This is a genomic window from Bifidobacterium sp. M0404, from assembly GCF_016101415.1.
Classification (GTDB): domain Bacteria; phylum Actinomycetota; class Actinomycetes; order Actinomycetales; family Bifidobacteriaceae; genus Bombiscardovia; species Bombiscardovia polysaccharolytica.
In genome coordinates, this window is the sequence record NZ_JACFQP010000001.1 from 193,752 (window position 1) to 211,232 (window position 17,481).

14 protein-coding genes are annotated in these 17,481 nt (G+C 62.5%); 9 read left to right on the plus strand and 5 right to left on the minus strand.

Going from position 1 to position 17,481, the window contains the following annotated elements:
- Nucleotides 1-3 precede the first annotated feature (3 nt).
- From metK to H3T93_RS00855, 9 genes are all read left to right on the plus strand, one after another.
- Nucleotides 4-1,224 (plus strand): methionine adenosyltransferase, encoded by a 1,221-nt coding sequence (metK, locus tag H3T93_RS00815; RefSeq protein ID WP_046323134.1) that lies wholly within the window; start codon nucleotides 4-6, stop codon nucleotides 1,222-1,224.
- Between the two features lie 92 nt (nucleotides 1,225-1,316).
- On the plus strand, nucleotides 1,317-3,620 hold the full coding sequence (locus H3T93_RS00820; protein ID WP_144177405.1) for a primosomal protein N': 2,304 nt from the start codon (nucleotides 1,317-1,319) through the stop codon (nucleotides 3,618-3,620).
- A gap of 101 nt (nucleotides 3,621-3,721) precedes the next feature.
- Nucleotides 3,722-4,426 (plus strand): HAD family hydrolase, encoded by a 705-nt coding sequence (locus tag H3T93_RS00825; RefSeq protein WP_144177404.1) that lies wholly within the window; start codon nucleotides 3,722-3,724, stop codon nucleotides 4,424-4,426.
- Between the two features lie 45 nt (nucleotides 4,427-4,471).
- Nucleotides 4,472-5,446, plus strand: coding sequence for a methionyl-tRNA formyltransferase (gene fmt / locus H3T93_RS00830; protein ID WP_144177402.1), 975 nt, complete (start codon nucleotides 4,472-4,474; stop codon nucleotides 5,444-5,446).
- A 66-nt stretch (nucleotides 5,447-5,512) separates the two neighbouring features.
- The gene (gene arc / locus H3T93_RS00835) at nucleotides 5,513-7,075 is read left to right on the plus strand and encodes a proteasome ATPase (RefSeq protein WP_144177401.1); all 1,563 of its coding nucleotides are present in this window, start codon (nucleotides 5,513-5,515) and stop codon (nucleotides 7,073-7,075) included.
- A complete protein-coding gene (dop, locus tag H3T93_RS00840) occupies nucleotides 7,072-8,580 on the plus strand; it encodes a depupylase/deamidase Dop (RefSeq protein ID WP_144177400.1) in 1,509 nt (502 codons plus the stop codon). The genes arc and dop overlap by 4 nt, the downstream gene beginning before the upstream one ends.
- A gap of 90 nt (nucleotides 8,581-8,670) precedes the next feature.
- On the plus strand, nucleotides 8,671-9,507 hold the full coding sequence (locus tag H3T93_RS00845; protein ID WP_045935548.1) for an inositol monophosphatase family protein: 837 nt from the start codon (nucleotides 8,671-8,673) through the stop codon (nucleotides 9,505-9,507).
- A 24-nt stretch (nucleotides 9,508-9,531) separates the two neighbouring features.
- The gene (locus H3T93_RS00850; protein WP_144177399.1) at nucleotides 9,532-9,735 is read left to right on the plus strand and encodes a ubiquitin-like protein Pup; all 204 of its coding nucleotides are present in this window, start codon (nucleotides 9,532-9,534) and stop codon (nucleotides 9,733-9,735) included.
- 3 nt (nucleotides 9,736-9,738) lie between these two features.
- The gene (locus H3T93_RS00855) at nucleotides 9,739-11,166 is read left to right on the plus strand and encodes a proteasome accessory factor PafA2 family protein (protein ID WP_144177397.1); all 1,428 of its coding nucleotides are present in this window, start codon (nucleotides 9,739-9,741) and stop codon (nucleotides 11,164-11,166) included.
- 98 nt (nucleotides 11,167-11,264) lie between these two features.
- Here the strand turns inward: H3T93_RS00855 and H3T93_RS00860 are convergent, their stop codons facing one another.
- The 5 genes from H3T93_RS00860 to H3T93_RS00880 form a co-directional block, all read right to left on the minus strand.
- Complete coding sequence (locus H3T93_RS00860; RefSeq protein WP_015022121.1) at nucleotides 11,265-11,552, minus strand: HU family DNA-binding protein; 288 nt, start codon at nucleotides 11,550-11,552, stop codon at nucleotides 11,265-11,267.
- Between the two features lie 169 nt (nucleotides 11,553-11,721).
- On the minus strand, nucleotides 11,722-14,193 hold the full coding sequence (locus tag H3T93_RS00865; RefSeq protein ID WP_186363901.1) for a lysylphosphatidylglycerol synthase transmembrane domain-containing protein: 2,472 nt from the start codon (nucleotides 14,191-14,193) through the stop codon (nucleotides 11,722-11,724).
- Nucleotides 14,194-14,195: 2 nt separating this feature from the next.
- Complete coding sequence (gene purB / locus H3T93_RS00870; protein WP_144177395.1) at nucleotides 14,196-15,641, minus strand: adenylosuccinate lyase; 1,446 nt, start codon at nucleotides 15,639-15,641, stop codon at nucleotides 14,196-14,198.
- Nucleotides 15,642-15,712: 71 nt separating this feature from the next.
- A complete protein-coding gene (locus tag H3T93_RS00875; protein WP_144177393.1) occupies nucleotides 15,713-17,140 on the minus strand; it encodes a PGAP1-like alpha/beta domain-containing protein in 1,428 nt (475 codons plus the stop codon).
- A complete protein-coding gene (locus H3T93_RS00880) occupies nucleotides 17,137-17,463 on the minus strand; it encodes a hypothetical protein (RefSeq protein ID WP_144177391.1) in 327 nt (108 codons plus the stop codon). The genes H3T93_RS00875 and H3T93_RS00880 overlap by 4 nt, the downstream gene beginning before the upstream one ends.
- Nucleotides 17,464-17,481: the final 18 nt, after the last annotated feature.

Genomic DNA, 17,481 nt, shown 5'->3' on the forward strand with positions numbered 1-17,481 from the left:
GAAATGACAGAGCGACGGCTGATTTCGGCTGAATCAGTGACCGAGGGCCATCCAGACAAGGTCTGCGACCAGATTTCCGATGCCATTCTGGACGATCTGATCGCCCAGGATCCGCACTCGCATGTGGCTGTGGAGACCTCGGCGGCTACTGGCCTCTTCTTCGTTTTCGGAGAGGTATCGTCTCAGGGCTACACGGATATCCAGTCCCAGGTCCGGTCCGTGCTGCGTAGGATCGGCTACACCTCTTCAGATATTGGTCTGGATGCGGATTCCTGTGGCGTGACCGTGGCTCTGAGCGAGCAGAGCAAGGAAATCAACCAGGGTGTGGAGCGGTTGTCGGCCAGCCAGGAGAGCGCCGCCACCCGTGAGGAGCGTTACCAGTCCCAGGGGGCCGGCGACCAGGGAGTCATGTTTGGGTACGCCTGCGATGAAACCGACACACTCATGCCTCTGCCCATATACCTGGCCCATCAGCTGGCCTTCCGGCTGGCACAGGTGCGCAAGGAGGGGATCATTCCCCACCTGCGCCCTGACGGCAAAACTCAGGTCACCATCGAATATGATGAGGATGACCGTCCTCGTCGGGTGGACACGGTCCTCATCTCCACCCAGCACGATCCTGAGGTTGGGCGTGACTGGCTGCAGGAGCAGTTGATGGAGCACGTCATTACGCCCGTGCTGGATCGCGTCTGCGGCAAGGCCGTCGAGCACCAGGGCTATCGGGTGCTGGTCAATCCGACCGGTTCCTTTATTCTGGGTGGTCCTGCGGCTGACGCAGGACTGACCGGACGTAAGATCATCGTGGACACCTATGGTGGTGCGGCCCATCACGGAGGCGGTGCCTTCTCCGGCAAGGATCCCAGCAAGGTAGACCGGTCCGCTGCCTACGCAGCGCGTTGGGTGGCTAAGAACATCGTGGCCGCTGGACTGGCGCACAAGGTCGAGGTCCAGGTGGCCTATGCCATTGGCGTGGCCGATCCGGTCAGCGTCAACGTTGAGACCTACGGCACCGAGCAGGGGGTTACTCGGGAGCAGATCCAGGAGGCCGTGCGCAAGGTCTTCGACCTGCGGCCTGCCGCCATCATCGATGAACTGGATTTGTTGAGGCCTATTTACGCCAAGACTGCAGCCTACGGGCACTTCGGCCGGGAGGACCCCGACTTCACCTGGGAGCAGGTGGACAAGGTTGGCGAGCTCAAGGCTGCCATCGGCATGACCAGGTAGCAGCTGTTCATCAAGAGCCACGGCGGGTTCCCGGGTCATCAACTGGGGAATCCGCCATGGCTCTCTTAATCGTGAAAGCGAGAGGATCAGCCATGGATTCGCAGGCCGTCAGTCAGCCCGCCCTGGATGGTCTTGCCCCGCGTCGTCGTACGAGCAGCAGTCGAAAGAGGCCCCCGCGCCGACCAGCCGATGAACTCCCCGTGGCACGGGTGGTGTTGGATGTCCAGGCTACTCATCTGGGCGGGACCTTCGATTATCTGGTGGACGCTGACCAGGCCGATCATGCACAGCCGGGATGTCTGGTTCGCGTTCGATTCGGGGCGCGCAGGGTCAATGGCATCATCTGGGAACGCGTCTCGGACAGCCAGGTTCCCCGCGCATCCTTACGCTATCTGGAGCGGGTGGTGTTGGATCGCAGCCTGATCTCACCTTCTTTGCGCGCGGACATCACTGCTATCGCCAGAGCCTATGGGGGTACTGAAGCCAACATTCTGCGTCTGGCCCTGCCCCCTCGCGTCGCCCGGATCGACAAGGAGCAGCAGCTGGTTCCCGGTCAACCCCGGTTGGCATCCGACCCCAGCTGGGTGGCCGGGCTGGCCCAGCGACAGAAGGACCTGAAACAAAGACTTGATCCGGGCTATCAGAGGCTGGAGAAATTGGATCAGTCGCTGGAAGAGGATGCCTTCGCCGCCTTTCTGATTGATATTCTGCCCGGTATGGACCAGGCCGCCCTGTTGGCTGCCAGGGTATTGATTGGCGCACTGCTGGCCGGCCGAGCGGCGGTTATGGTGCTGCCGGGCACCCGTCAGGTGGCTCACCTGTCTGCAGTTCTCCAGCAGCTGGGACTGCGTCCCTTTGGACCTTCTGTCTCAGCAGGTCCGGGCCAACAGGAGGCTCGCGGCTGGTCCGGTGATTTCGCCATTCTGGACAGCGGCATGGCTCCCGCCGAGCGCTACAGGGCCTATCTTGCTCTGGCTTCCGGTCAGGTCCGTTGCGCCATCGGGCTGCGGGCCGCCATGTACGCGCCGGTGGAGGGTCCTGCCCTCTTCGCTCTTATGGATGATGCCAGTTACCAGTACGCCGACGGGATGATGCCATACGCCAACGCCCGCGGAGTGTTGAGATTGCGAGCGCGTGCCCACGGCGGTGTCTTCCTGGCCATGGCCCGTGCCAGAAGCGTGCGTTCCCACTGGGAGAGTCTGCCCGAGGCCACCGAGGCGGACTCTGGTGTGACTGGTCCAGGCACCGCCTTGACGCTTGATCGGTCTGCTGTGACGACCCTGCTTCCTTGGATTCGCTGGCTGAACCGGGAGGAACTGAGCCATATGGCCGACCCGACCGTGGGCGCCCGGGTTCCGCATACCGCTGTCGCCGTTATCAACAAAGCTTTGGAGCGTGGTCCGGTTCTGCTGTCCATCCCTCAGGACGGTATATTCGAAAGCCTGAGTTGCGCTCGCTGCCATCATCAGGCTCGTTGCCCGCGCTGTACCGGACCCCTGCGGGCACGGCGGCCTGGTGCGCCCCGATGCGCCTGGTGCGGTGCTGCGGCTACGGACTGGTCCTGTCCGGATTGCGGGGGTTCACGGCTTCGGGTGGTCAGGGTAGGCGCCGCTGGGACGGCGCAGGAGCTGCGCATGCTCTTCAGAAATGTGCCCATCGTCATCTCTTCGCCCAGCCAGCCCCGCGGAGTGGTAGATAGCGTCCGGGATCGTCCCAGTCTGGTCATTGCCACTCCGGGTGCCGAGCCCAGGGTGGTCGGCTCGGGCGTCGATGGCAACAAAGCAGATACAGACGATCCTGATCTGCCCCGGCTGTCGCGAGGATACCGGGCCGTAGCCATTCTGGACGCCTGGACCAGCCTGTATGCCCCTGGCATCGATGCGCGCATGGACACCCTGGGAGCCTGGATGCGCGTGGCTTCCTTCTGTCGCTCCCGGGCCCAGGGAGGTCAGGTGCTCCTGCTGGGGGAGTGCGATCCCCAGCTGGCCCAGGCGCTGATGACCTGGCAGGGACCGGTGCTCGCCGCCGCCGATTTGGAGGACCGCCGGCTGACTGCCATGCCCCCTGCGGTCGCCATGGCTGCGATCTGGGGTGAAAGGGAGGCCGTCGTCTGGATGCTTGACGCAGTCGGGATTGTGCCGGGTCAGGAGGCTGTCACAGATGCTGGCACTGAACCTGTTCCTGCCCTGCTTGGGCCTGTGCCCATACCTGCGCCCTCCACGCTGAAAGCCGGCTATCTGGAGGGAACCCAGGACAGGGTCCGAGCCTTGGTTCGGGTACCCACCAGCCGCCGGGACAAGTTGGCTGACGATCTCAAGCAGGCTCAGGCCAAGTACGTGGCCGGTCGCGGGCGAGGAGAGCTGCGCTTCCGGATGGATCCCAAGGATCTGACATGACTGTCGCTTCAGGCGGATATGTACAGGGTCTATGCGGCGTGGTTTCATGAGGGGGCGCAGGCAGAGGCGCATATGGACGAATTCACGAAAGGCGGAAAGTCATGAAGGGATGGCCGGGCGAGATCCGGGTTGAGGCAGATGTGATCAAGGCTGAGCAGGAAGCGGCTCAGGCCCAAGGTCAACCCATTGAACAGGTCATCTTTGACTTCGGCAACGTCCTGATTCGTTGGCAGCCCGAGATGGCCATGGTGGCCCGATACGGGCACAAGAGTATCGAGGCCATGCTGGACGACAGCCGTTCCGGCTTCTACCGGGCCAACAACATGATGGACGGCGGAGCCACCTGTGCCCAGGCCCTTGACTGGGTGGCCGCCAACTGCGGAGCCCCTTGGGATGACATGTTCGCCTACTATTGTGACCACTTTGTCGATTCGCTGACCGGCCCTGTGCCCGGTGCCCGCATGCTGGTGGAGGATCTGAAGGCGGCAGGACTGGGTGTCTGGGGGTTGACCAACTGGAGTGCCGAGCTCTTCCATCACGCCTGGGACGGCGACTCCTTCCTGCATGGGCTGGACGGGGTGGTGGTCTCCGGGCCCATCCACATGCTCAAGCCCGACCCGGCCATCTACCGGTATGCCCTGGACCAGTTCGGAATCCAGGCTGACAGGGCCCTCTTCGTGGATGACAAGGGTATGAATGTAGTCGGTGCAAACAAGGCCGGCATCCGCAGCCTAAGATTCAGTGACCCCTACGGGCTGCGCACCGCCCTGATCGAGGCAGGAGTGAACATTCCTCAGGTGCAGTGAAAGTGTAGTGGTCCAAAGCCGTCAGACGAAAAGGAGATTGCCGATATGGTCATGACATTGCTGTTTGCGGGCACACCCCAGTTCGCCTTGCCATCTCTAAGATTGTTGGCGGCCGACCAGGAGCATTTCCGGGTTGCTGCCGTGCTTACCAGACCCGACGCTCCCCAGGGGCGTGGAAGGCATCTGCATCCCAGTCCGGTCAAGGCTGAAGCCCTGAAGCTGGGGATCCCCGTTCTCGAGAACAACCCATCCGATCCGGATTTTCCGGCGCGGCTGCAGGATACGGGTGCCAGCTGTGCGGCCATCGTGGCTTACGGACGGATCCTGCGCCAGCCGGTCCTGGATGCCTTTGAAGGTGGTTGGTATAACCTGCACTTTTCTCTGCTGCCGCAGTGGCGGGGGGCAGCGCCGGTCCAGCGGGCCATTTGGGCCGGGGATACCATCACTGGGGCCACGGTCTTCAGGCTGACGGCCGGCATGGATGAAGGGCCCATCCTGGCTCAGTCCACGGTGGAGATTGGACCGCACGAGACCTCGGGCGAGCTGCTGGATCGGCTGGCCGAGGATGGATCCCACCTGCTGGCTGCCAGCCTGGAGGCCCTTGCTGAAGGTCGGATTCAACCCAAGGAGCAGACGCAGGGCGCCTATCAGGTGGCCGCCAAAATCACCCACCAGGATGCTCGCATGCGCTTCGATGTGCCCGTCTTTGCCCTGGATCGGCAGGTTCGAGCATGCAGCCCAGAGCCCGGAGCTTGGTGTTTGTATCGGCAAGGCGATGACCCGCAGGACAAGCAGACAGGGCTGACCGTGCTCAGGGCGGCACCAGCCCGAGGGGACGAGCCCGGGCTTCCTGAGCATCTGGAGCCTGGGCGGCTCGCCATGGACCGTCGCCATCTCTGGGTGGGCACCAAAACCCTGCCCCTGGAGCTGCAGATGGTCAAGGCTGCAGGCAAGCGTGCCATGAAGGCTATGGACTGGGCCCGTGGAGCTCGGTTGGAAGAGGGAGCCCGCTGCAGCTGAGCCCTTCCGCCAGGCTGGCTGTCCAGGCCGAGCGGGAATTCCAGGGACGGACGAAGGAGAGAAGCCATGCAGTCCGATGATGTTGATCAGGCCGACGATGTAAATGACCGGGATCAGGCCGGGGATCGCCGCAACCGGGCCCTGGCTGCGGCGCTTACCAGGGCTGCCAAGGAGCTGGCCAAGGCCAAGAGCCAGTTGGCCCAGCTGGGTCAGCCGCCCTTGACGGTTGCCCTGGCCTTGGGAGTTGATTCTGTCGCCTATGACAGCCAGGGGGTACAACAGGCCCGCCTGCTGATTCTGAACGGTTCCAGGCGGATGGTGGTGCCCCTGGCGCCTGATATCCGCGCCGAGCGGATCAGGGCTGGCCAGGAGGTTCTGCTCAACGCCGATATGGTGGTGGTGCGTGCGGGCGATCAGCCGGTGACTGGGCAGGTCCGCACGCTGCGTGAGACCTTGGAATCCGGTGCCTTGTTGGTGGAAGACCCCTCCGGGCAGACCCATGTCGCCGCACGTGCAGGATCTCTGCAGGACCAGCCTATCGAGGCGGGCAGCGCCTTGCTCATGGACGAAAGTTGTTCAATGGCCCTGGCTGTTCTGCCTGAGTCGGACCAATCTGACATGCTGCTGGAGGAGACTCCTGACGTGGACTTCTCTGATATTGGCGGCTTGGACAGGCAGATTGAGCGTATCCGTGATGCTGTCCAGTTGCCCTTCCAGCATGCCGATCTGATGCGTCGTTACGGGCTTCAGGCCCCCAAGGGTGTTCTGCTCTATGGACCGCCCGGCAATGGCAAGACCATGATTGCCAAGGCCCTGGCCCGCGCCCTGGCTCAGGAGAGCGATGGCCACGGGGTCTTTCTGTCGGTCAAGGGCCCCGAGGTACTCAACAAGTTCGTGGGCGAGTCCGAACGGCTGATCCGCCGTCTCTTCGCCCGGGCCCGCAGCTTGGCAGGTCAGGGTGGGCCTGTGGTGGTCTTCATCGACGAGATGGATGCCCTGTTGCGCACTCGGGGGTCAGGCATCTCATCGGATGTGGAGACCACCATCGTCCCCCAGTTCCTGACCGAGCTGGATGGTGTCGAGTCCCTGGACCAGGTCATGGTCATCGGTGCCTCCAACCGTATCGACATGATCGACCCGGCGGTTCTGCGCCCGGGACGGTTGGATGTCAAGATCCGCATCGATCGCCCCGACAGGACCAGGTCAGCCGCCATCCTGGGCAAGTATCTGGGCTCAGACATGCCCATGGAGGATGATGCTGGGTCGGAGGAGCTGATCCAGGTGCTGGTCGACGGGCTCTTCGCCAGGGATGATGACCATCTGCTGGGCAATATCATGGATGCCACGGGCCGATGGCAGCCCCTCTACCTGGAGTCCGTGGTCTCCGGCGCCATGCTGCATAACCTGGTCGACCGGGTCAAGACCATGGCGGTCAAGGCTTCCATCGAACAGGGTCAACAGGTGGGTCTTGACCCTGGGCTCTGCTTGAGGGCGGTCCATGGGCAGTATGAGGACACTATGGAAGAGCTTCGCGGCCAGGACCCGGACCGTTGGGCCGATCTGGCCGGACTGCGCCCAGGGCAGGTCCAAGAGGTTCGTCCCGTCGATGGGCCAGGGGAGCGGTCATGAGTGCCGGGCGGGTTATGGGTACCGAGACGGAGTACGCCATTGCCGACCCCCAGGATCCTGGCGCTGATCCACGTGCTCTGGCCCTGCGTCTGGTAAGGGCCGCCGCCCATCCGGACCTGGCCCACATTCGCTGGGACTACGGGGGTGAGGATCCGGTCAATGATGCCAGGGGAGGTCGGTTGCCGCGTTCCGCTGCCGCTCCGAGCATGCTCACGGATGCGCCCGGTGCACGGCTGATCGATGTGGCAGCCCCCAATGGCGCTCGCATTTACGTGGATCATGCCCATCCCGAGTATGCTTCGGCTGAAACGGTGAATGCTTTCGATGCGCTGGTCCAGGACCGTGCGGGTGATCGGATGATGGCCCAGGCAGCAGAAAGGGCAGGGGGCCTGGCGCTCTACAAGAACAACGTGGACGGCAAGGGTGCTGCCTGGGGATCCCATGAGAACTATTTGATGGACAGGGCGGTGCCCTTTGCCAGAGTAGCGGCCCTAATGACCATTCATTTCGTCACCCGGCAGATTTATACCGGTTCGGGCAGAGTGGGCCTGGGACCCAGGAGCGAGGAGGCCGGCTTCCAGCTCAGCCAGCGCGCCGACTATCTGACCAGCCGCATTGGACTGCAGACCACCTTCGGGCGGCCAATCATCAATACCAGGGACGAGTCGCATGCAGGGCCGGACAGTCGCCGTCTCCATGTGATTGTGGGCGATGCCAACCGGCTGGATGTCCCCCTGGTTCTCAAGCTGGGGACCACCGATCTGCTGCTGGGACTCTTGGAATCCGGGGGCGATTCGACCCGTCAGATCGATGAGCTGTTGGATCGCTGGACCCTGGATGATTCGGTGTCTGCCCTGCACACGGTTTCCCGTGATGTCACGTTGACCAAGCCGCTTGCCCTGGCAAACGGGGGATGCGCCGATGCGTTGACCATCCAAAAGGCACTCCTGGATGCGGCCCGCCAGGCCAGACGGGATGCCGACCAGCCAGGTTGTGCCGATGACCGGGTTTTGAACCTTTGGGGCCAGGTGCTCAAGGATCTGGCTGTGGTGCGTTCGGGCGACAACGATGCCCGTCTTGCGATGACCGATCAGGCAGGAAGATTGGAATGGTTGCTCAAATGGCAGCTTTTGGAGCGCCTGCGCCGCCGCCGGACCATACCGGACTGGTCGGATCCCCGTCTGGCAGCCCTGGATTTGGCCTGGGCACGGGTGGATCCCGGCCGTGATCTGCCCTGGCGACTCAGAGGGTCCATCTTGAGACTGGCAGATCCCGACCAGATCACCAAGGCCATGGACCAGGGGCCGGAGCAGACACGGGCCTGGTGCCGTTCCCAGTTGCTCCACCGCTGCCCTGATGTGGTCAGGGGCGTCTCCTGGAGTCGTGTCATTCTTGAGGAGCAGGGACCGGAGGGAGAGCCTAGGACCAGGGTTGTGGATTTGTCCGATCCTCTGAGCCACACACGGTCTTCCTGCCGGGATGACCGCGACATATACTGCTCGTAGCGCAGACAATAGTCCGATATCCGACCGGACGACCACCGGTGGACCACGGTCGGCAATGCCTCGACCACCCGTTTGAAAGAGAAGAGAAGTATGGAATTGCGCGATTTGGCCATGCAGGCCGCCACCATTGCTGTGGAGGCCGGCCGTCATGCCCTTCAGGACCAGATCAACCCCCACGATCCCCGCTCTACCTCAGCCATCGGCCAGGGCACCCAGTTTTCGCCGGGCATCGACACACGTCTGATTCGCTACTGCCGAACCAAGATCGCCGCTCTCGACCCCATGGACGGCTTCTGGGAAGAGGAGGCCGGCAACCGGCGTCCAGGCGGCCGTTACTGGTGTCTGGGCCACATCGACGGTCCGGTCAACTATGTGCGCAACATGGCCGAATGGACGCTTACCATCTCCCTGTTCGCCGTGGACGAGAAGGGCCATGCTTCACCGGTTCTGGGCATCGTGCATGCGCCGGTACTGGGCCTGACCTATCTGGCTGCCAAGGGCCAGGGCGCCATTAGGATCCGGCGGACCATTGTGGGTGACAAACGGGAGAAAATCATCCCTTCCACTATGACCACCCTGACCGGATCAGTAATCAGCTTCGGTATGTCATACTTCCCCAACGAGTCTGAAAAGGTCCTGCAGATTGTCTCGCGCATGGCCGGCAAGCCTGCCGACATCAAGCGCGTCGGCCCAGTCTCGCTGGATCTGTGCCGGGTGGCGGACGGCAGTTACGACGCCTACTTTGAACCGGCCCTGCACTCCTGGGACATCCCCGCTGTTTCTGCGGCGGCTGTCGTGGTCCGAGAGGCCAAGGGTACCCTCTGGCGCTGGGACGGCGGGCATGTGCGCTGGGAGGGCAGCAACGACGTGGTAGCCACCAACGGGCTCATCGCGGAGGATTTGAATACGTATCTGAGCGGGCGCTGATCCGCGCAGGGAAGGAGAGCGACCATGGCTGAGGCATCCCAGCAGGGGCGGCGCATGGCAGCCGGGCAGCAGCAGGAGCAGGTAGAGGATCTGCCGCAGACTGGGGCACAGGAACAGGTCCAGGCGGCTGGATCCGACCTGGATGCCGTCCTGGATGACATTGAGACCACCCTGGAGACCAATGCCAAGGAGTATGTACAGGGCTTCGTCCAGAAGGGCGGCCAGTGATCCATGGCGGACGGGCAGGGGACTGACTCGGACTTTCGCAGGATATTCGGCATCGAGACCGAGTATGGACTGAGCCTGACCGGCACCAGTGGCCCATATGCTGCCGGAAGGGTAGCCATGGCCATGTTCCGCCCTCTGATTGAGAAGCACGGGTCAACCAACATCTATTTGCCCAACGGTGCCCGACTCTACCTGGACGTAGGCTCCCACCCGGAGTATGCCACGGCAGAGGCCCGTGATCCACTGACAGCCCTGACTCAGGTGCTGGCCGGGGAACGAATCATGACCGACCTTGCGGAGCATGCCGTGAGGTACCTGTCGGAGAACCTGGGCAGGCCTGTAGAGGTTCATGTATTTGCCAACAACGTGGATGCCCAGGGCCATGCCTTTGGCTGCCATGAGAATTACCTGCTGGACCGAAGGGTCCCCTTGGACATGATTGGAGCCTGTCTGGTTCCTTTTCTTGTCACGCGGCAGCTGATCACCGGGGCGGGTCGTCTCAGCCCCGATGGGTTCCAGCTCAGCCAGCGGGCTGACTTTCTTGATGAAGCGGTATCCTCGGCCACTACCCGCGCCCGTCCCATGGTCAACACCCGTGACGAGCCTCTGGCCGATTCTGAACGATGGCGGCGTCTGCATGTGATCGTAGGGGATACCAACCGGTCGCCGCTGGCTGCCTGGTTCAAGATGGCCAGCACTCACCTGGTCCTCAACCTGGTTGAGCAAGCCTGCCGTCAAGGCCGCAGGCCAGACCTGGCCGACTGGGCCCTGGCCGATCCTGGCGCAGCCGTCCGAGCCGTCAGCCGGGATCGGACCGGCCGGGTCAACCTGGAGCTGGAGGCTTCGACGAAGACCGGCGGCATCAGTGCTCTGGGTCTGCAAGAGGCCTATTGGTCAGCCTGCAAGGCCTTGGTGGACCAACAGGAGGATATAGGCATCGACCGGTCCCAGGCTCTGCATGCCCTGCAACTTTGGAGGATTGCCTTGGATGTGTTGGACGCGGGGCGTTGGCAGGACCTGGCCGACTGGGTGGACTGGGCCGCCAAACTGCGGCTGCTCCAGGGGCTGAGTCGACGTGGCACCGGGCGCGATCTGGCCCAGGCTTTGGACTTGGACTATCACGATTTGAGCGCGGGAAGATCCTACCCTGGCTTGGTCAGGCATGGGCTCATGCGCTCACCGGTCGACGACTCCGAGGTAGAGCGCGCCATGGATCAACCTCCAGAGGATACGCGGGCCCGTCTGCGTGGCGACTTCGTCCGCGCCGCAGACCGGGGGACACGCACATGGTCATGCGACTGGAGCCACCTGGTCCTGGGTGGTTCTCACCGAGTCGAGGTGGACCTGCCCGACCCCTTCGACCACCTGGGCCCGTCCCGATACCGCTCCCTGATGGATTTCCTGAAGAGTGCCGCAGAGCCGCGTGCCTAAGGTTTTGTCTGCAGTGAGAGGCTTCGTCAGGCCTGATATAACAAGAAGGGCCCCGGTATCCGTGGATGGATACCAGGGCCCTTGCAGAAAGGCTGATTTCACTTCTTGTTGGTGACGGCCTTCTTCAGCAGCGAGCCGGCAGAGATACGCACGCCATAGCTGGCCGGAATCTTGATGGTCTCACCGGTGCGGGGGTTGCGGCCGGTGCGGGCGGCGCGCTTGACACGCTCAGCCGAGAACAGACCGGTCAGCTTCAGACCCTCGCCGGACTTCATGGCTTCGACGAAGACATCCTGGAAGGCGTTGACAGCAGCTTCTGCCTGAGCCTTGGTCAGGTTGGACTTCTGCGCAATCTTCGAAACGAGATCAGACTTGTTGTATGCCATAGAACATCCTTCTTTCGGGGGCCTCCCATTGCTTGATTTGGGGAAAGCCCAACGGTCAATGACTGATATTACCGCAGATTAGGCCCAAACACCGCATTTTCCGGGGGTTTCCGACATTTCATCAAGCGATTTTTGAGGTCCGAGAGATTAGGGCTGTCCGAAGGGCTCTTCAGATGCGATTATGGCTGCTCAGCCAGCGCATGGCCAGGGCTCCAAGGGGGATGCGCAGCCAGTAGGTGACCACTCGGAAGACCAGAGTGGCCGAGATGGCCACGCCCGAGGGAACGCCGGCCAGACGGAAGGCCGAGAACAGCACCGCCTCTATGGCTCCCAGGCCACCAGGGGTGGGGACAGCCGAGCCTAGCGTGTTGGCCAGGAGGAAGACGAAGGTGGTCTCGAAAACGTTGGTCCTGCAACCGAAGGCCATCAGGGCGGCCCAGAAACTCATGCCCAGGGCGGCTGACTGCAGCACGGCCCCAAGCACGGCCACCACAAGCTGCCTGGGCTGAGTCAGAATCTCTACAAGGTGGCGGGCGTAGGAGGCCACGATGGGCATCAGTCGCTCCATGACCAGCCGCCTCGTGTAAGGCACGGCCATGATCAGGGCCGCGATGATGGCTACCGTTCCGATGACGATGACCAGGGTGTTGGTGGGGATCATACCGGATAGGGTGTTGCGGCCGGTAAAGAGGCCGATGACGATCAGCAGGCAGAAAGTCGTTGCGAACTGGACGGCCACCACAGCGCTCATGATGGCTGTGGCCATGGTGTTGTCATAACCGTCCCGCCGCAGGAACTGCAAATTGACGAAGGCCGGTCCTACCCCGGCGGGCATGGAGACCGAGGTGAACGAGGAGGCGACCTGGGACAGGAAGATGCCTCTGAAGTCGCGCTTGGCAGGGTCGATGAAGACTCCCAGAGTGATGGCACAGCCTACCCAGGACAGCGACCCCAGCAGGAAGGACAGTCCGGCCATCCAAGGGTTGGCGTTGCGGACGGCACTGATGACTTGGGGCAGGTTGAACTGGGTGACGATGACCGCCACCGCTACTACCAACAGGGCCAGGGCTACGAAGCTGCGCAGGCTGAAACGCGAGAGGGTCACCTGACCGGTCTCCGCCACCGACTCAGGAGGAGCCAGGGCCTGCAACTGTTTGCGCAGGTCAGTCAGAATCTGTCGATCCCAGCCGGGCAGGGCCTGGGTCTGTGAGGGAATGGCCACCATCTGGCAGAAGGGCGACAGGCTCACCAGGGTCTTGACCCCCCAGGAGGCACGGGCCGCCTCGATGGCTTGATCTACGCCGATCAGCGTGGCAATCAAGGTCAGAAGTTGGATCCGGTCCAGGGCGATGTTGGCCTGTGAGCTGGCGCTGTCGCCGTTCTCCCAGCCGGCGATGACCATGGAGCCTGACTGGTCCATGGCCAGAGTCTCCGGGCGTATGCGGCGGTGTGTAAAGCCGCGCTCGTTGGCCCGGCGAAGGTAGTCCATCAGCTGCTCGGCCCTGTCTGTGTCCAAACTCCCGGGTTCCAAGGGCCGAAGGTGGACATCATCCTCCAGGACCAGGATTGAGGATTCCGCGCTCTCAGCCAGGCCATAAGGGTGCAGGGCAGTCAGCTCCAGGTCTCGCAATTCAGCCAGCATAGCCATGTGGTGTTGCATGGAGTTTCTGACCGACCTGTCCCGGCGCATGGAGACTCCGGACAGCTTGATCCACTGCCAGAGCTGCATCAGATAGCCCATGGTGTGCAGCTGGCCGTCCATGACCGACACCGTGTAGTTGCGGCCATCCCTGTCTTGGGCCCTGTAGATGCGGGAGGCTTCGATAAGGTCGTCGTCGAGGGCGGGCAAGGGCTGGCCATCAGAGTCCAGACTGGGATCCTGACGTTCCAGGCTGGCGGCGTGGATGCCGATGGAGGCTATGGCCTGTACCACTCCCTGCCCCCAGGCGCCCTTGTTCTGCGTGCCCGCCAGGTATCGGATGACCATGCCCACGATCCGTCCCAGAATCAGCGAGGCCAGGACGCCGCTGGCCGAATTGGAGGATATGGCGACCATGATGACGGCCACGACGTATAGAGCGTTCCATCCCCATTTGACCGAGCTGCGCAGTCGACGGGGTCCTGCTGCGCTCAGGAAGGCTGCCAGACCGGCATAGAAGTCAGGCAGCAGAACGGGCGATCCTATGGCGTTCTGGGAGCTGAATGAGGCGATCAGGGTGGGGTTGCCCGCTTTCAGGATCAGGTTGGAGGTCAGCATGACCAGCCCGAACCCTAAGAACATGGCCAAGGGGGCAGTGATGGCCTGGACCCACTCCCTGTTGACCAGCAGGTGGATAAGCACGGCCAGGACCACGGTCACCGTGACTGCCTGCTGCAGGAAGGCGGTGGGTACGTCCATGAGCCAGTCCATGGCATTGCCGGCCTGGCGCATGTCGGACTCGACCCCTGCGGCTATGCCTTTCAAGTAGATGGCTGCCAGGGTGACAAGAATTCCCAGGATCAGAGCTGCCAGGGCTCGAAGCAGGTCCTCAGCGTCATGGACCCGTTGGGGCGGGGTATCCCGGATGACGACCTGATCTGCCTGTACAGGGTCAGCGGAATCGGTGTCCTCGGGAGTAATGGTCGACTGGGACGGTGTCATGGTCAGTCGCGATCGAAGTCCACCAAGGTTCCGGCTGCGCCGGTGTAGGTTGCCGGTGTCAAGGCCTTGAGCCGACTTGCCGTGTCCTGGTCCAGGTCCAGGCCATCGATGAAGCGTTCGACATCCTCTCTGCCGATCCTCTTGCCCCGCATCAGCTCCTTGACCTGCTCATAGGGATGATCCATGCCTGTACGTCCAGCCAATCCAGCGGCTCGCATTGCCGTCTGTATGGGCTCGCCCAGGACCTCCCAGTTGCTGTCCAGCTCGCGGGCCATCAGGGCCTTGTCAGGATGGATGGTCTGCAGGCCGCCGTCCAGGTTGTCCAGAGCCAGCAGGCTGTAGCCCAGGGCCGAACCGAAGTTGCGCTGGGTGGTGGAGTCGGTCAGGTCCCGCTGCCAGCGGGTTTCGGTCAGGGTGGTGGCCAGGGTGTCCAGCAGGGCTCCTGAGATCTCCAGATTGGCTTCGGCGTTTTCGAAGCGTATGGGGTTGACCTTGTGGGGCATGGTGCTGGACCCTGTCGCGCCTTTGACGGGTTCCTGGGCGAAGACGCCGCGGGAGATATACATCCAGACATCTACAGCCAGGTTGTGCAGGATCCGGCCCAGGTGAGCAATGTTGCTGAAGAGCTCGGCCTGCCAGTCGTGGGACTCTATCTGGGTGGTCAGTGGGTTCCAGACCAGGCCCATTCGTTCCACGATGAAAGTCCGAGTCAGATCGATCCAATCCACCTGCGGCAGGGCGGCCAGATGTGCGCCAAAGGTTCCAGTGGCGCCATTCATCTTGCCCATGTAGTCTTGATTGCGGATCCGGTCCAACTGCCGGTGCAGTCGGTGGACATAGACCGCCATCTCCTTGCCCAGGGTAGTGGGTGTGGCCGGCTGGCCATGGGTCAGGGCGAGCATGGGCAAATCACGGTATTGTTCCGCCATGGTAGCCAGATGATCCTCGATCCGGGTGGCCTTGGGGAGCCAGACCTGTTCGACTCCGCCTCGGATGCAACGGGCATAGGCCAGGTTGTTGATGTCCTCGCTGGTGCAGGCGAAATGGACCAAGGGTGTCAGCCTCGGCAGTTGGGACTCGCGGCGAAGTGCTGTGGCTGCTGCCTCCAGACGGCGGTCGATGTAGTATTCCACAGCTTTGACATCGTGGTGCGTCTGGGCTTCGATGCCCGCCAGTTCGGCGATGCCGTCGGCATCGAAATCCTCGGGTATGGCTCGTAGATAGGCCTGTTCTGCCTCGGTCAGAGGCTTTACGCCCGGTAGAACCGGATGCTGGCCGTTGCCCTGGTAGCCGTTGGCCAGCATGATCATCCATTCGACCTCGACCCGCATGCGCTCGCGGTTCAAGGCAGGTTCGCTCAGATATTCCACCAGATCGGCAGTCTGTCTGCGGTAACGTCCGTCCAAGGGATTGAGGGGGATGACTGGGGTGATTCGGCTCAGGTTCATGCCTCCAGCCTAGACGACCGGGTCAACCAGCAGGAACGGCATGGACACTCCTGGTGGCGCGCGTGTCCGGCTCATTGCCGCAGCCTGCCTCGGTAGTAGCGAGTCTCCTGCAGATCGCCCTCGATGGCATGGGCGAAATGGTCGTCCTGACGTTCTACTGCCGGTGAATTCTGATCTCGGGCATCGGCCCAGGCCGCCTGCTGGTAGGCCATACCGTGGGTGGATTCTTTGCCGGGTCCGGCAGTGGTCACTGTCCTGCCAGTCTGATGGCTGCCTGGAGGGGGAGGTCCGCCCGCTCTTCCCCTGACTGTCAGCTGGTTGGGTCGGGAGGAGTTGTCTGCTCCATCAAGGCTGGAGACCAGTTCTTCGCGCATCTCCACGCTGGTGACCCAGGTGTCTGATTCTATCTGGCGATGGGCAATGGGCGATCCGACGGTCACGATGTGATCAAAGCGGTAGCGGTCCGAAAGATCCGAGGCCATGGTGGCGGCCACGATGCCGCCCTGGGAATGGCCCACCAGGCTGACCGGATCGTGCGGGCGCACCCCTGCATCCTGCATGGCCTGGTCTACTAGACGCAGGGATGCCGCCCTGTCGCGCACTGAGGCCTTGTCACTCATGAGCTGGATGTTCTGGGCCCATCCGATGGGGGAGTCCAGATGGGAGCTGGTGCCGGGTATGTAGACCAGCCAGTGGTCTTTGCCGTCGGCCTTTCGATAGCGCTGTACGGCGATGGTGGAATAGGGAATGCCGTCCCGGCAGGATCCCAGGGTCTCCAGGTTGTGTAAAGCACCGGCTATGTCATTGGCCTCGCCTAATCCTTTGCCCTGTGGCTGAACAGGATCCATCGCAATCTGGTCACCCTGAAAATGAGCGAGTATCAAAGGCATCAGCAGGCCAGGGCCGGTGACCAATCCGCCAATGGGATCATGATGGTCCGAGGACAGGCCGGATGCGACGGCGTTCAGCAGGGGCTGTTGGATGCTGGCCGTGGTTTCCAGGAATTCCTGGAGTTGCGATGCGTCCAGGTGATCAGTCAGTTTGGCTGCTCCCAGGCCCAAGCCGATGGATCCCAGCATGAACGGGGCAATGGGTTGAAAGACGGTCAAGGCTTTGGACATCAGGGAGTTCATCAGCCTGTCCATGAATGATTCAGCCTGCGAATACAGCCCGTAGGCCTTGGTCAGCTTGTCGGCCACAGACTGGAGCTGGGTGCGCAGATCTCTGCAGGCTTCGGCCTGGTTATTGCAGAAGGTCACCATCAGATCCAGGGGCAGATGGGCATGATCCGGCAGCGGCATGGCAGCCTGGGCGCAGGGGAGAGTCGGCAGTCCCGGCATGGTTCTGCGGATGGCCTGATTGGTCAGAACCCATTGGGACTGCAAGGTGGCCAGGGCACCACCTGCCTGGTTGAGTCGGTCTGCCATGCCGGTCAGATGGTCCAGTTCGGCTCGTGTATAGCCATTGGCATCGGGGGCAGCGGTTATCGTCCGCTTCATGGCCGGCTCTCTTGATCAATCAGGCTTAGGGTACGTCCTGCCTGGACGCGCTGGTCCTGGCAGAGGGCATCCATGGCCCGCACCTGGGCCCGATAGGCTTCAGCGGCCCGCCCTTGCCAGTCGATCCTCAGAGCCTGGTCGGCTAATTCACTCAGATGGACCAGAGTGGCTCGCGACTGTCGTACCATGTCGGACAGCAAGGTCCGACAGCGGGCTGTCCGTGCATGACAGGGGCAGGATCCAGCTGAGTCCGGATCAGCCAGGTAGGAGGGTTGTTCCAGGAAGGGGCTCAGGGCGGGCAGTGATGAGGATGACCTATACATGCCTCTACTACAACATGG

Bases quoted from the DNA above. Each gene is read 5' to 3' on its own strand.
- H3T93_RS00880 (WP_144177391.1), bottom strand. From the start codon at position 17,463: ATGTATAGGTCATCCTCATCACTGCCCGCCCTGAGCCCCTTCCTGGAA.
- H3T93_RS00825 (WP_144177404.1), top strand. From the start codon at position 3,722: ATGAAGGGATGGCCGGGCGAGATCCGGGTTGAGGCAGATGTGATCAAG.
- H3T93_RS00875 (WP_144177393.1), bottom strand. From the start codon at position 17,140: ATGAAGCGGACGATAACCGCTGCCCCCGATGCCAATGGCTATACACGA.
- purB (WP_144177395.1), bottom strand. From the start codon at position 15,641: ATGAACCTGAGCCGAATCACCCCAGTCATCCCCCTCAATCCCTTGGAC.
- H3T93_RS00850 (WP_144177399.1), top strand. From the start codon at position 9,532: ATGGCTGAGGCATCCCAGCAGGGGCGGCGCATGGCAGCCGGGCAGCAG.
- H3T93_RS00865 (WP_186363901.1), bottom strand. From the start codon at position 14,193: ATGACACCGTCCCAGTCGACCATTACTCCCGAGGACACCGATTCCGCT.
- H3T93_RS00860 (WP_015022121.1), bottom strand. From the start codon at position 11,552: ATGGCATACAACAAGTCTGATCTCGTTTCGAAGATTGCGCAGAAGTCC.
- H3T93_RS00820 (WP_144177405.1), top strand. From the start codon at position 1,317: ATGGATTCGCAGGCCGTCAGTCAGCCCGCCCTGGATGGTCTTGCCCCG.
- H3T93_RS00855 (WP_144177397.1), top strand. From the start codon at position 9,739: ATGGCGGACGGGCAGGGGACTGACTCGGACTTTCGCAGGATATTCGGC.
- metK (WP_046323134.1), top strand. From the start codon at position 4: ATGACAGAGCGACGGCTGATTTCGGCTGAATCAGTGACCGAGGGCCAT.
- fmt (WP_144177402.1), top strand. From the start codon at position 4,472: ATGGTCATGACATTGCTGTTTGCGGGCACACCCCAGTTCGCCTTGCCA.
- H3T93_RS00845 (WP_045935548.1), top strand. From the start codon at position 8,671: ATGGAATTGCGCGATTTGGCCATGCAGGCCGCCACCATTGCTGTGGAG.
- arc (WP_144177401.1), top strand. From the start codon at position 5,513: ATGCAGTCCGATGATGTTGATCAGGCCGACGATGTAAATGACCGGGAT.
- dop (WP_144177400.1), top strand. From the start codon at position 7,072: ATGAGTGCCGGGCGGGTTATGGGTACCGAGACGGAGTACGCCATTGCC.